This window comes from Streptomyces monomycini (assembly GCF_022271435.1).
GTDB lineage: Bacteria > Actinomycetota > Actinomycetes > Streptomycetales > Streptomycetaceae > Streptomyces > Streptomyces monomycini.
On the sequence record NZ_JAFIQY010000011.1, the window covers coordinates 108,709 to 122,664 of the forward strand.

General features: G+C 71.9%; 12 protein-coding genes. 8 read left to right on the top strand and 4 right to left on the bottom strand.

The genetic code is table 11. The annotated features are described in order from the left end of the window. Positions 1-4: 4 nt before the first annotated feature. Together kdpC and JXZ78_RS15845 are read left to right on the top strand one after the other, a co-directional pair. A complete protein-coding gene (kdpC, locus tag JXZ78_RS15840) occupies positions 5-664 on the top strand; it encodes a potassium-transporting ATPase subunit KdpC (RefSeq protein ID WP_030021231.1) in 660 nt (219 codons plus the stop codon). 566 nt (positions 665-1,230) lie between these two features. After that, entirely contained in the window at positions 1,231-2,541 is a 1,311-nt protein-coding gene (locus tag JXZ78_RS15845) for a hypothetical protein (RefSeq protein WP_157851623.1), read from the top strand. Positions 2,542-2,645: 104 nt separating this feature from the next. On the opposite strand, the gene JXZ78_RS15850 is transcribed toward JXZ78_RS15845, so the two are convergent. Both JXZ78_RS15850 and JXZ78_RS15855 read right to left on the bottom strand, forming a co-directional pair. After that, entirely contained in the window at positions 2,646-3,185 is a 540-nt protein-coding gene (locus tag JXZ78_RS15850) for a GNAT family N-acetyltransferase (protein ID WP_030021233.1), read from the bottom strand. Positions 3,186-3,482: 297 nt separating this feature from the next. Then, positions 3,483-4,418, bottom strand: coding sequence for a GlxA family transcriptional regulator (locus JXZ78_RS15855; protein WP_030021234.1), 936 nt, complete (start codon positions 4,416-4,418; stop codon positions 3,483-3,485). 71 nt (positions 4,419-4,489) lie between these two features. Between JXZ78_RS15855 and JXZ78_RS15860 the strand changes: the two genes are divergently transcribed. The 5 genes from JXZ78_RS15860 (at position 4,490) to JXZ78_RS15880 (ending at position 9,985) form a co-directional block, all read left to right on the top strand. Further along, positions 4,490-4,825 carry a cupin domain-containing protein gene (locus tag JXZ78_RS15860; RefSeq protein WP_030021235.1) on the top strand — a complete coding sequence of 112 codons (336 nt, stop codon included), beginning with the start codon at positions 4,490-4,492 and terminating at the stop codon, positions 4,823-4,825. Between the two features lie 442 nt (positions 4,826-5,267). After that, positions 5,268-7,835, top strand: coding sequence for a DUF4118 domain-containing protein (locus tag JXZ78_RS15865; protein ID WP_030021236.1), 2,568 nt, complete (start codon positions 5,268-5,270; stop codon positions 7,833-7,835). A gap of 124 nt (positions 7,836-7,959) precedes the next feature. Continuing rightward, positions 7,960-8,643 (top strand): response regulator, encoded by a 684-nt coding sequence (locus JXZ78_RS15870; protein ID WP_030021237.1) that lies wholly within the window; start codon positions 7,960-7,962, stop codon positions 8,641-8,643. A 79-nt stretch (positions 8,644-8,722) separates the two neighbouring features. After that, positions 8,723-9,121, top strand: a complete 399-nt coding sequence (locus tag JXZ78_RS15875; RefSeq protein WP_073760467.1) for an OB-fold nucleic acid binding domain-containing protein — start codon at positions 8,723-8,725, stop codon at positions 9,119-9,121. Between the two features lie 3 nt (positions 9,122-9,124). Continuing rightward, positions 9,125-9,985 carry a DUF3159 domain-containing protein gene (locus tag JXZ78_RS15880; protein ID WP_030021239.1) on the top strand — a complete coding sequence of 287 codons (861 nt, stop codon included), beginning with the start codon at positions 9,125-9,127 and terminating at the stop codon, positions 9,983-9,985. 125 nt (positions 9,986-10,110) lie between these two features. Here JXZ78_RS15880 and JXZ78_RS15885 read toward each other — a convergent pair whose 3' ends face one another. Both JXZ78_RS15885 and JXZ78_RS15890 read right to left on the bottom strand, forming a co-directional pair. After that, positions 10,111-10,779, bottom strand: a complete 669-nt coding sequence (locus JXZ78_RS15885; RefSeq protein ID WP_030021240.1) for a potassium channel family protein — start codon at positions 10,777-10,779, stop codon at positions 10,111-10,113. Next, positions 10,776-11,444 (bottom strand): potassium channel family protein, encoded by a 669-nt coding sequence (locus JXZ78_RS15890; protein WP_030021241.1) that lies wholly within the window; start codon positions 11,442-11,444, stop codon positions 10,776-10,778. Before JXZ78_RS15890 ends, JXZ78_RS15885 begins: the two co-directional genes overlap by 4 nt. Positions 11,445-11,823: 379 nt before the next feature. Here JXZ78_RS15890 and JXZ78_RS15895 point away from each other — a divergent pair, with 379 nt between their 5' ends. Further along, positions 11,824-13,887: a potassium channel protein gene (locus tag JXZ78_RS15895; RefSeq protein ID WP_030021242.1), complete on the top strand. Its 2,064-nt coding sequence runs from the start codon at positions 11,824-11,826 to the stop codon at positions 13,885-13,887. Positions 13,888-13,956 lie beyond the last annotated feature (69 nt).

Below are 13,956 nucleotides of genomic sequence, written 5' to 3' on the forward strand. Positions count from 1 at the left end.
CCTCATGAACAACTCGGTACGCAACACCGCCCGCCTCCTCGGCGCCGGCCTGCGCGCCCTGCTCGTCCTGACCGTGGTCTGCGGCGTGCTCTACCCCCTGGTGGTCACCGGCGTCGCCCAGGCCGCCTTCCACGACAAGGCCAACGGCTCCGAGGTACGGCAGGACGGCAAGGTCGTCGGCTCCGAACTCCTCGGCCAGCGCTACGACAAGGGCACCGACGCCAAGGGCAACCCGATCCCCGACCTGCGCTACTTCCAGCCCCGCCCGTCCGCCGGCCTGGGCAGCAACAAGACCAACGGCGTCAACCCCCAGTACGACCTCCAGGTCTCCGGCGCCACCAACCAGGGCGCCACCAACACCGACCTGATCGCCGCCGTCAAGGAACGCAAGAAGTGGGTCGCCGAGACGTACGGCGTCCCCGAATCGAAGGTCCCGGCCGACGCCGTCACCTCCTCCGGCTCCGGCCTCGACCCGGACATCTCCCCGGCGTACGCGGAACTCCAGATCACCCGGGTGGCGAAGGAGAACCACCTGGACCGCGCGAAGGTCGAACGCCTGGTGAAGGACACGACGGAGGGGCGGGTGCTGGGATTCATGGGGGAGCCTCGGGTGAATGTGCTGCGGTTGAACGTGGGGGTGAAGGAACTGCTCGGCGCGTCCTGATCTCGCCGCTGCCCCGATCTGTCCGGCCGGCCCCTGAATCCTTCATTCAGGGGCCGGCCCCCGCTTTTTTCCTGTACGGCTGTACGGGGTCGGGAACCGATGGTGAAGGAGCCTGGATGCGCGTACCGGAAGACCTGAGCCCGCCTGAGCGCCTGCTGTGGGCAGCCTTCAACGAGGGTGGCCGACTCGATCTGGCGGAAGGCCGTGACGCGCACACCGATGTACGGCGGGCGGCCGAGTGGGGGCCTGAGCGCCGCGTCCGGGCTGCGGCACTCACCGCACTGCTTCGCGGCGTGCCCGAGGCGTCCGGAGGGGTAACCGCCCTGTGCCTGAACGGGGCAAGGATCACGGGAACCCTCTGCTTACGGCACCTCAGGACCGAATGCTCGCTGCTCCTTGAGAACTGCTCCTTCGACGAGCCCGTGGACATGGCCCACGCCGAGGTGTTCTCCCTGTCGTTGCGAGGCTCACGGATACCCGGGGTGGACGCTTACGGTGTGCTCATCCGCGGCGACCTGGTACTCAGCCACGTCACCGCGGGCGGACTCGGCCTCTTCGGGGCACGTGTGGAGGGCCGGCTGTGGCTGGTCGGGGCCCGGCTCACCCGCGCTGACGGGTACGCCCTCGACGCGCCGGACATGGTGGTGTCGGGGGGCCTGTACTGCGGCGGCGGTTTCACGGCGCACGGTGGTGTGAACGTGTACGGCGCCTCGGTAGGGGCGGGTTTCGACCTGGACGGTGCCAGGCTCGTCAACTCACGCGGATTCGCCCTCCGAGCCCCCAACCTCGTCGTCGCGTCGGACCTGACGTGCCGCAACGCGGTGTTCATGGGTGGCGTCAACGTGTTCGGGGCGGAAGTCGGCGGACAGTTCTGGTTGAATGCGACCCGATTGACGAACACCGACGGGTGGGCGCTCAATGCTCCCAACGTGAAGGTCGGAGGCGGGCTCTACAGTCGTGGCGGCATGGTGGCCGAGGGTGGCGTGAACCTGTACGGCGCGAGGATCGGAGCCGGCGTCGAGTTGCAAGGCGGCAGGCTCGTCAACCGTCGAAGTGCCGCGCTCAGAGCGCCGCACATGACGGTGGCAGGAGATCTCACATGCGGCGACGGGTTCAGCGCGGTCGGTGGTGTCGAGCTGTCGGGCTGCCGCGTCGAGGGCCGGCTCTCCTTCCGGGGAGCCGACCTGAGTGACGCCGAGCCCGGGGCGCTCACCTGCACGGATGCTCAGGTGCGCGCGTTCTTCCTCGACCGGCTCCGGTCCGCCCCCGGCGTTGTCTCACTGTCGGGGACCACCGTCGAGGTGATCCATGACGATGGCGGCTTCCAGCCGGAACACCTCGACCTGGACCGAGCCCGATACGTCGTGCTCACCCCGTACCGGCCTGCCCGGGAACGCATCACGTGGATCCGGCGCGGCCGGACTGGTTACCAGCCATGGTGTTACGAGCAACTGGCCGCCTATTACCGGCGCATCGGACACGACGAGGACGCCCGCACCGTACTGCTGGCGAAACAGCGGCACCGGCGGGAGACGCTGCGTCTGCCGGCGAAACTGTGGGGGCATCTGCAGGACGTAACGGTCGGTTACGGGTACCGTCCGCTGCGCGCGCTCGGCTGGCTCGGGAGCGGAATCGCGGCAACGGCCGTCTTCTTCGCGATCCATCCACCGAAGCGCGCCACCGAAGAGGGCGCTCCGCACTTCTCCGCACCGGCCTACGCGGCGGATGTGTTCCTGCCGGTGCTCGACCTGGGGCAGCAACGTGCGTTCACCCCTCAGGGGGTGGGGCAGTGGGTGGCCTGGGCGGCTGTGCTGGCGGGGTGGGTCCTGGCCACGACGGTGATCGCGGGCGTCACCAGGAACGTGGTCCGCGCATGAAGAGCGCGACTCCAGTCGGCTGTCGGCAAGAACCCGGATCAGCACTCGGGCCGCAGGCCGGCCGGGAGCCGCCGCCAGGCGCCCCACCCCACCCCCGGCACCGCCTACCAGACATCCCCACTCCGCCAGTCGCAAGCCAGTTGCCCCGTGAGATCCAGCGGGACCTCGGTCCGGAGGACGTGGATGGCGCCGTCCTCCTCCTTCGTGGGGCGCAGGCCGGTGGGGGAGAGGACGGCGGACGGGCCCTGCCAGAGGTGCCAGCCGCGGGCCGCGTAGAAGTCGGCGGCGCCTTCGGAGGCGCTGAGGGCGCCCAGGTCGTAGGCGGTGCGTACGACCCGTTCCAGGGCCGTCATCATGGCGGCGCCGTGGCCCCGGCCGCGCCGGTCCGCGCGGACGCCTACGCCCTCGACGTAGCCGCAGCGCAGGGGGCGGCCGGCGTGCAGCATCTGGCGTTGTACGACGGAGGCGTGGCCGATCAGCTCGTCGCCCTCCCACACCAGGGCGTGCACGCCGCCCAGTGCGTGGTCCCAGTCCTCCTCGGTCATGTCGCCCTCGAAGACGTCGTGGAGGAGTGCCTTGGCCGCGGCGCGGGTACGGGCGTCGAGTTCCGCTGTGTGGGCCAGGTGGGTGCGTGCGTCGGTCATGGCTGCCATGATCGTGGAGCTGGCGGGGGAGAGCCAGCCAGGGGCGGAGGGGGCAGGTGGCGCGGTCCCGGGTGCGTTGTCATGTACTGCCCCATCGTGACGGGACGGCTCCGTGAGCACACCCGCAGCCCCGTCGCATCCGCCCGACCAGCCGTACGTCCGGCCCGGAGGCCCGCCACCGCACTCGGGCGCGGAACGGGAACCGCGACCGAACCGCTCGTGGCGGTTGCCTCGCGGCCCGGGGGGGTGAGACGGCCGAGCGCCTCGCCCCCTTGCACCTGTGGCCTGTCCGGCGGATCACGGGACCCGGAACGCCCGCCGGTAGGCCCCCGGGGTCGTGCCTGTCGCAGAACGGAAGCGGCGGCGCAGGTTGACCGCGGAGGAGAGACCGACGCGGGCTGCGATCGCCTCGACCGGCAATTCCGTCTCCTCCAGCAGGGTGCGTGCCGCGGCCACGCGACGGGAGAGCAACCATGCACCCGGGCTGGTGTCGAGCCGGTCGGCGAAGCGTCGTGCCAGGGTGCGGGACGAAACGCCGAGGTACGCGGCCAGGTCATCCACCGACAGCGGTGTGCCGAGGCGCTCGTCGGCCCATGTGAGCAGGCCGTCGAGCGCGTGCCCGGGCGGTGGAGGCGGCGTGTACGGTACTTGGCCGGCCTCGCGGTGTGGCGGCAGCACCATGTGCCGCTTGAGCGCAGCGGCGTACGCGGCCCCGTGGTCCTTCTGGACGAGATGCAGGCACAGGTCGAACCCGGCGCCCGCGCCGGCGCTGGTGGCGACGTCACCGTGATCCACGTAGAGGCTGTCCGGTTCCACGCGCACCCCGGGAAACTCACGCCGCAGTTGCTCGGCGCGCGCCCAGTGTGTGGTGGCCGAGCGGCCGTCCAGCAGTCCGACGCGGGCCAGCGCGAAAACCCCGGAGCAGATCGTGACCAGCCGGGCCCCGCGCGCGTGCGCCCGCAGCAGGGCCCGGCACACGAGGTCGGAGGGCGGCTTTTCCACCGGGAGCCAGCCCGGGATGATCACGGTGTCCGCGGTCTTGAGCGCCGAGAGGCCCTGCGACACGGTCATCGCATACCCGCCCGTGGTCGGCACGGGGCCGGGCGTCTCCGTGCACGTTTCGAACGTGTAGTGCTGCGGCACCCCGGGCCGCTTCGTGCCGAAGACCTCGATGGCGCAGCCGAGTTCGAAGACCGACTGCACCGGCTGTACCAGAGCCACCACGCGATGCATGGCAGGAAAGTACCCTAGGACGTCATGGCGGTCTCTGCCCGCCCCGGCCCGCGCACGGCATCGTTGCAGGCATGCATCCTGAGATCCTTGCGCAGGAGGGTTACACCTCCACCTCTGTCGACGAAGCCCCGGTCCATGAGCTGTTCCCCGGGATCCGACTGCGTCCCCTGTGGCGGGGACCGGACGGCGCGCACGCCAACGTGCTGGAGATGGAGGCGGGCACCTCCTGGCCGCACCGCGATGTCCACGAGCCGGGCCCGGAGGAGGTGTACGTGGTCGCCGGCACCTTCAACGACGGAGCGCGCGACTACCCTGCCGGTGCGTTCCTGCACGCCCCGGCCGGGTCGTGGCATGTGCCCTCGACCGCCACCGGCTGCACGCTGTTCCTCTTCTACCCAGAGGGTTAGGCCCTGTGATGACCGGGTCTGCTGACTCGTTGTTCCCTTCATGGGGCAGAGGGCCCGACGAACACGGAGTGGGCTGAAGGCCGGCGTCTGCCACGGCACGTCACCGCCGCGGCCCGGTCTCGTGGTCCTGGCCTCCGGAGCCCGGGGGCCGGCGGCGATCGGGAGTTCGGGCGGTCCGGACGCCGCGAACACGGCCGTCAGCATGGTCAGGGTCCTGGTGGTCGCCGTCGGACTGCTCAGCCCGTGGGCGGGCAGGCGGCGGCACGGCACGGGCCGGGCGTCGGTACGGTCCCGGCCCGGCGTCCGCCCCCACCCCCGTATCAGAGTCGCGTCAAGACCTGCTCCCCACCCGTCACCTGCGGCTTTTGTGCGGGTGTGGGGTCGGTAGGGTCGGCTCAGGTTCAGCCCGGTGGGGGCGGCCTTCACGTAAGACAATGGGGCCATGGCACGCGGCAAGCTACGGATCTATCTCGGCGCTGCACCGGGCGTCGGCAAGACGTACTCGATGCTGTCCGAGGCGCACCGGAGGGTGGAGCGCGGCACGGACGCCGTGGTGGCGTTCGTCGAGCACCACGGCCGGCCCCGCACGGAAGTCATGCTGCACGGTCTGGAGCAGACCCGGCGCGCGGAGCTGGAGTACCGGGGCTCGGTCTTCACCGAGATGGACGTGGACGCGGTGCTGCGCCGCGCGCCCGCGGTGGCCCTCGTCGACGAGCTCGCGCACACGAACGTGCCGGGTTCCCGCAACACCAAGCGCTGGCAGGACGTCGAGGAGCTGCTGGAGGCCGGGATCGACGTGATCTCGACGGTCAACATCCAGCACCTCGAATCGCTCGGTGACGTCGTCGAGTCGATAACGGGGGTGCGGCAGCGCGAGACCGTGCCGGACGAGATCGTCCGCCGGGCCGACCAGATCGAGCTGGTCGACATGTCGCCCGAGGCGATCCGGCGCCGGATGGCGCACGGCAACATCTACAAGCCGGACAAGGTGGACGCCGCCCTCTCGAACTACTTCCGGCCGGGCAATCTGACCGCTCTCCGGGAGCTCGCGTTGTTGTGGGTCGCCGACCGGGTGGACGAATATCTGCAGCAGTACCGTTCCGAGCACAGTGTTTCCAAGATCTGGGCGGGGCGCGAACGCATCGTCGTCGGTCTCACCGGCGGGCCCGAGGGGCGTACGCTCATCCGCCGCGCCTCCCGGATGGCGGCCAAGGGCTCGGGCAGCGAGGTTCTCGCCGTCTACATCGCGCGCAGCGACGGACTGACCTCCGCCTCGCCCAAGGAACTCGCCGTGCAGCGGACCCTCGTCGAGGATCTCGGCGGCACGTTCCACCACGTCATCGGCGACGACATACCGAACGCGCTGCTGGAGTTCGCGCGCGGGGTCAACGCCACCCAGATCGTGCTGGGCTCCAGCCGCCGCAAGACCTGGCAGTACGTGTTCGGGCCGGGCGTCGGCGTCACCGTCGCCCGGGACTCCGGGCCCGACCTCGACGTCCACATCGTCACGCACGACGAGGTCGCCAAGGGGCGCGGGCTGCCGGTGGCGCGCGGCGCCCGGCTCGGGCGGGCCCGGATCATCGCCGGGTGGCTGGTCGGCGCCGTCGCGCCCGTACTGCTGTCGCTGCTGCTCACCGCCATCGACAACGGCCCCGGCCTGGCCAACGACGTCCTGCTCTTCCTCTTCCTGACCGTCGCCGCCGCGCTGCTCGGCGGGCTGATGCCGGCGCTCGCCGCGGCCGCGGTCGGGTCCGTGCTGCTGAACTTCTACTTCACCCCGCCCACCCACTCGATCACCATCGCCGACCCCAAGAACATCGTCGCCATCCTGATCTTCTTCGCGGTCGGCGTCTCGGTGGCCTCGGTCGTCGACCTGGCCGCCCGCCGCACCCACCAGGCGGCGCGGCTGCGTGCCGAGTCGGAGATCCTCTCCTTCCTGGCGGGCAGCGTGCTGCGCGGCGAGACGACGCTGGACGCGCTGCTGGAACGGGTACGGGAGACGTTCGGCATGGAATCGGTCGCGCTGCTGGAGCGGGCCGGCGACGTCGAGCCGTGGACCTGCGCGGGCCGCGTCGGCGGCGCGGCGGAGGGCGACCCGCAGGCCAGGCCGTTGATGCGGCCCGAGGACGCGGACGTGGACATGCCGGTCGGCGACCACATGGCGCTGGCCCTGACCGGCCGGGTGCTGCCCGCCGAGGACCGCCGGGTGCTCGCCGCCTTCGCCGCGCAGGCCGCCGTCGTACTGGACCGCCAGCGGCTGGTCGGCGAGGCGGAGCGGGCCCGCGAGCTGGCCGAGGGCAACCGCATCCGGACGGCGCTGCTGGCCGCCGTCAGCCACGACCTGCGGACGCCGCTGGCGAGCATCAAGGCGTCGGTGACCTCGCTGCGCTCCGACGACGTCGCCTGGTCCGAGGAGGACGAGGCGGAGCTGCTGGAGGGCATCGAGGCGGGCGCCGACCGGCTGGACCACCTGGTCGGCAACCTGCTGGACATGTCCCGCCTGCAGACCGGCACGGTCACCCCGCTGATCCGCGAGATCGATCTGGACGAGGTGGTGCCGATGGCGCTGGGCGGCGTCCCCGAAGGCAGCGTCACCCTGGACATTCCCGAGGAACTGCCGATCGTCGCCGTGGACCCGGGACTGCTGGAGCGGTCCGTCGCCAACCTGGTCGAGAACGGCGTCAAGTACAGCCCGGAGGGCGAGCGCGTCCTGGTCTCCGCGAGCGCCCTCGGCGACCGTGTCGAGCTGCGGATCGCCGACCGCGGCCCGGGCGTGCCGGACAGCGCCAAGAACCGTATCTTCGAACCCTTCCAGCGGTACGGTGACGCCCCGCGCGGCGCGGGCGTGGGCCTGGGCCTCGCCGTCGCCCGCGGCTTCGCCGAGGCGATGGGCGGCACCCTCGCCGCCGAGGACACCCCCGGCGGCGGCATGACCATGGTCCTCACGCTGCGTGCCGCCCCCGGCGGACCGCCGGTACAGCCCGACCTCCCGGCCCAGGCGACGACGTGAACGGGCGTCCCGCCGCCACCGGGGCGGCACCGCGCGTGCCGCCCCCCGGCCCACTGGAGCCGCCATCCAGCCGACACCCCGCGGGCACGGCCCGGCGGGTTTCCCCACCACGAGGAGAACGACAGTGAACCGGGTGCTTGTGGTCGATGACGAGCCGCAGATCGTACGGGCCCTCGTGATCAACCTGAAGGCGCGCAAGTACGAGGTCGACGCCGCCCCCGACGGGGCCACCGCCCTCAAGCTGGCCGCCGCCCGCCACCCCGACGTGATCGTCCTGGACCTCGGGCTGCCCGACATGGACGGCGTGGAGGTGATCAAGGGGCTGCGCGGCTGGACCCGGGTGCCGATCCTGGTGCTCTCCGCCCGGCAGACCTCCGACGAGAAGGTCGAGGCGCTGGACGCCGGGGCGGACGACTACGTCACCAAGCCGTTCGGGATGGACGAGCTGCTGGCCAGACTGCGGGCCGCGGTGCGCCGGGCCGAGCCGACCGGGCCCGCCGAGGACGAGGTGGTCGTGGAGACCGAGGGCTTCACCGTCGACCTGGCCGCGAAGAAGGTCAACCGGGACGGCCGGGACGTGCGCCTTACGCCGACCGAGTGGCATCTGCTGGAAGTCCTGGTCCGCAATACGGGCCGTCTCGTCAGCCAGAAGCAGCTCCTCCAGGAGGTCTGGGGGCCCTCGTACGGCACCGAGACCAACTACCTGCGGGTCTACATGGCACAGCTGCGCCGCAAACTGGAGAGCGACCCCTCGCACCCCCGGCACTTCGTCACCGAGCCCGGCATGGGCTACCGCTTCGAGCAGTGACCGCGAGCCCGGGAGGCCGGGCGGTGCGGCGTCGTCCGGGGCCGTGATCCAGGGCCCCGCGCACCGGTACGCTGGCCTCATGAGCGCTGGGACCCGATCCGAGAAGCCGGCAGGCCGTTTCCGCCGGATGCTCGACAGGCTGTCCTCCTCCGAGGAGGAGCTGGAGTCCGCCGAGCTGCAGCAGGACGCGCAGAACACCGGCTGTACCCGCATCTGCGACTGCGACGACCGGCAGATAGTCAAGGTCACCGGCACCCTGCGGCATGTGACGCTGCGGCCGCGCGCCGGTGTGCCCGCCCTGGAGGCGGAGCTGTTCGACGGCTCCGCCGCACTGGACGTGGTGTGGCTCGGCCGGCGTGCCATCACCGGCATAGAGCCGGGCCGCAAGCTCATCGCCTCCGGCCGGATCTCCATGAGCCACGGCCGCCGGGTGCTGTTCAATCCGAAATACGAACTCCGACCACTCGGACAGGAGTAGCCGGTGACGTCTGACGACCGACCGAACCGAACCACCGGACCGGCCGGCGAGCCGGCCCAGGAGCAGGACACCGCCGCGGACGGGAGAGCCGTCACCGAGGCCGCCCTGTTCGAGGCTTTCGGCGGCGTGCGCGGCATGGTCGAGACCGTGCTGCCCGGCCTGCTGTTCGTCACGATCTACACGGTCAACAAGGACCTGCACATCTCGGCGATCGCCGCACTGGCGGTCTCGCTGGTGCTGGCCGTCGCCCGCCTGGTGCGCAAGGACACCGTCAAGCACGCCTTCAGCGGCGTCTTCGGGGTGGCCTTCGGCGTGGTCTTCGCGATGATGACCGGCAACGCCAAGGACTTCTACCTGCCCGGCATGCTCTACACGCTGGGCCTGGGCGTCGCCTACATCGTCACCACGCTGGCCGGAGCGCCGCTGATCGGCCTGATCCTGGGGCCGGTCTTCAAGGAGAACCTCTCCTGGCGCACCCGCAACCCGGGCCGCAAGAAGGCGTACGCCAAGGCCAGCTACGCCTGGGGCGCGATCCTGCTGGCCAAGTGCGCGGTCCTCTTCCCGCTGTACTGGTGGGCGGACACCACGCACCTGGGCTGGGTGCTCATCGGGCTGAAGATCCCGCCGTTCCTGCTGGCGGTCTGGCTGACCTGGCTGTTCCTCGCGAAGGCACCGGCGCCCATCGACGTCTTCGTGGAGATGGAGGCCAAGGAGAAGGCCGAGGAGGAGGCGAAGGCGCGGCGCGGGCGCGAGGCGCGGGAGAGCGACGTCCTGGACGGGGTGGCCACGGACCTCGCCGCGGACATCACGCCGCAGGCGCTGGCCGCCGAGCAGCAGGGCCGGGCGCCGCAGCACCGCGGCTGAGGCCCGCGGTACCGACTGCCGCTGACTCAAGGCCGTACGAAGGCGCAGGGCCGTACGAAGACGCAGGGCCGGGAACCCCAGAGGTTCCCGGCCCTGCGCCGTACCGTCCTGCGGACCGCCCGCCGTCACGCCTCGCGGCGTACCGACAGCAGGTCCTCCAGCTGCTCCTCGCGCGACTGGGCCGCGACGAACAGCAGCTCGTCACCCGCCTCCAGCGCGTCCTCCTTGTTGGGGGTGAGCACCCGGTTGCCGCGGATGATCGTGACCAGCGAGGTGTCCTCCGGCCACTCGACGTCCCCGACCCGGGTGCCGGCCAGCGCCGCCTCCGGGGGCAGCGTCAGCTCGACGAGGTTGGCGTCGCCGTGGCTGAAGCGCAGCAGCCGTACGAGATCGCCGACGCTCACCGCCTCCTCGACCAGCGCCGACATCAGGCGCGGGGTGGAGACGGCGACGTCCACGCCCCAGGCCTCGTTGAACAGCCACTCGTTCTTGGGGTTGTTGACGCGGGCCACCACCCGCGGCACGCCGTACTCGGTCTTGGCGAGCAGCGAGACGACGAGGTTGACCTTGTCGTCGCCGGTCGCCGCGATGACGACGTTGCAGCGCTGCAGCGCGGCCTCGTCCAGCGAAGTGATCTCGCAGGCGTCGGCCAGCAGCCACTCCGCCAGCGGCACCCGCTCGACCGAGATCGCCGTCGGCGCCTTGTCGATGAGCAGGATCTCGTGCCCGTTCTCCAGCAGCTCGCCCGCGATGGACCGGCCCACCGCGCCCGCGCCCGCGATAGCGACCCTCATGCGTGCGCCTCCTCGGGCCCTTCGGCGAACACCGCTTCCACCTTCTCGACCTCGTCGGTGCGCATCATCACGTGCACCAGGTCGCCTTCCTGCAGCACGGTCTGCGACGTCGGCAGCATGGCCTCACCCAGCCGGGTGAGGAAGGCGACGCGGACGCCGGTCTCCTCCTGGAGCTGACTGATCTTGTGGCCCACCCAGGCCGCCGAGGTGTGCACCTCGGCGAGCTGGACGCCACCGCTCGGGTCGCGCCACAGCGGCTCTGCCCCGGAGGGCAGCAGCCGGCGCAGCATCTGGTCGGCGGTCCAGCGCACGGTGGCGACCGTCGGGATGCCCAGGCGCTGGTAGACCTCGGCGCGGCGCGGGTCGTAGATCCGGGCCGCGACGTTCTCCACGCCGAACATCTCGCGGGCCACCCGGGCCGCGATGATGTTGGAGTTGTCGCCGCTGCTGACGGCGGCGAAGGCGCCCGCCTCCTCGATCCCGGCTTCGCGCAGGGTGTCCTGGTCGAAGCCGACCCCGGTGACCCGGCGGCCGCCGAAGCCGGAGCCCAGACGGCGGAAGGCGGTCGGGTCCTGGTCGACCACCGCGATCGTATGACCCTGGCTCTCCAGGGTCTGTGCGAGCGCGGAACCCACCCGCCCGCACCCCATGATGACGATGTGCATCGGCCCCTACCTCGCACCTTTCCCTGTGCTGTGACGCCGGCTGCTTCGACCTGGCGTGTTCGGCGACCACGCTACCTGGCGTGGGGACCGCTGCATCCACGCAGTTCGCCCGCACGGCCCTCTCGGGCGTTAAGAACGCGACAAGAGAACATAAGGGGCGGGTAAGTTTCCTTGCGGTGCGGCTGGGAATCTGGTCCTCGATCAAGGGGCGGGGCGTTCGTGCCGGGCGCGCCCGGCCTGTCCTGGACCGGCCCTCTTCGCCCCGGTCCGGGCCCCGCGGCCGGTCGCGGTCACGTGCGCCGGGCCCACTCCGTGAGGCACGCTGAGCGGCGTGTCCACCGTGCCTCAGCAGCCCCAACAGGGCGCACCCGCCCCGCATATGGTCGTCTGCGGCGACGACGCCCTCGCGCGCCGCCTCGCCGCCGAACTCAAGGACGTCTACCGGGAGCGGGTGACGCTCGTCGTCCCCTCCGCCAGGGAACCGCACCGGCCCCGCATCCCGCCGCCCGCCGGAGCCCTGGGGCGGGCCCAGGCCCTGCTGGGGCGGGTCTCGGCGGCCATGGCGCGTACGCAGACCGGCTCGCCCGACGCTCCTGGAGGCGAGGCCGGGGGCGAGGGGGGTCTCGGGGGCGTCGAGGAACCGCCCGACGAGCCCGTACGGGTCCTGGAAGCGGCGGAGGCCGACGACGACACCCTGGCCGAGGCCGGGATCGGCGCGGCCGGAGCGCTCGCGCTGGTGTACGACGATGACGAGACCAACATCCATGCCGCGCTGCGCGCCCGGCGGCTCAACCCGCGACTGCGGCTGGTGATCCGCCTCTACAACCGCAAACTCGGCCAGTACCTGGAACAGTTGCTGGACCAGGCGGCGGCCGTCGGCGCCCTGGACACCGAGGGGGCCGACGCGTCCACCACGGTCCTGTCCGACGCCGACACCGTGGCCCCCGCGCTGGCGGCCACCGCCGTCGCGGGCACCAGCAAGGTCATCGAGGCCGACGGTCTGCTGCTGCGCGCCGTGGAACGCAGCCCCGCCCGGCAGAGCCCGGCCGCGGCCTCCGGACTGTGCCCGCTCGCCGTCCTGACGGCGACGGCGGACGTGGCCACCGACCCGTCGGACCCCTCGGTTCCTTCGGGCGCGCCGGGCGGGAACGATCCGTCCGCCGACGACGGCCCCGAGCTGCTGCCCGACGACCTCACCGCGGCGGCCGCCGCCGGGCGCGGCACCGTCGTCCTGGAAACCGTCACCTACCAGGGCCGCCAGTCGCGTCCTGGCAGCCGGAGCGGCCGGGGACGCCCACAGCGGCGTGACGGCGCGGCCACGCGGTGGGGACCGGGCAGCCTGCGTGGCCGGGGCGTACCGCTGGGCTCCTTCTTCTCCCGCAGGCTGCGCTGGTCGCTGGCCGGCGTCGTCGGCGCCGTCCTCGCACTGGCCGTCGCCTCCTCCTTGACCACCGGTGACTCTCCGCTGCACGCCACCTACCTCTCGCTCCTCGACCTCTTCGCCATCAACGAACCTGCCATCGGCGAGCCGGTCTCCCGCAAGGTCCTGCAACTCCTGTCCGGTCTCACCGGTTTGCTGCTGCTGCCCGTCCTGGTGGCCGCCGCGCTGGAAGGCCTCGGCACCTTCCGCAACGCCACCGCGCTGCGCCGCCCGCCGCGCGGGCTGTCCGGGCACGTGGTGCTGCTGGGTCTCGGAAAGGTCGGTACGCGGGTACTGACCCAGCTGCATGAGCTGGGCACCCCCGTGGTGTGTGTGGAGGCGGACCCCGAAGCGCGCGGCATCGCGCTGGCGCGCCGGCTGCGGGTGCCGACGGTGGTGGGGGACGTCACGCACGAAGGTGTACTGGAAGCCGCGAAGATCCAGCGCGCGCACGCTCTGCTTGCGCTGACCAGCGACGACACCACCAATCTGGAAGCAGCCCTCTACGCCCGCTCCGTCAAGCCGCAGCTGCGCGTGACGCTGCGCCTGTTCGACGACCACTTCGCCACCGCCGTCTACCGCACGCTGCGCGCCGCCCACCCCCGGGCGCGCACCCGCAGCCGCAGCGTCAGCTTCCTGGCCGCGCCCGCCTTCGCCGGCGCGATGATGGGCCGCCAGATCATCGGCGCCATCCCCGTCGAGCGGCGGGTCCTGCTCGTCGCCCGGGTCGAGGTGCGCGGCCACGCCGCCCTGGAGGGCCGCACGATCGCCGACGTGTTCCGGCCAGGACTGCTGCGCGTCCTGGCCGTGGACACCTCCGCCCCGGACGACCCGTCGGGCCTGGAGACCGGCACCGCCCAGGAGACGCCGGAGCGCGGCCGCGCCCGGCTCGTACGGGAGCTGGGGGAGGGATACGCGCTGCGGCCGCAGGACCGCGTCCTGCTCGTCGCCACCCGCCAGGGGCTGGGCGAGCTGCTCTCCCGGAATCCGCGCGTGGCGGAGGCGGTACGGCAGGAGGCGTAAGGGGCTGCCTCCGGGCCCCTGCGGCTCACCAGGCCGGACGCCCGCGCTCCGTCCGGCAGGATGGAGGGT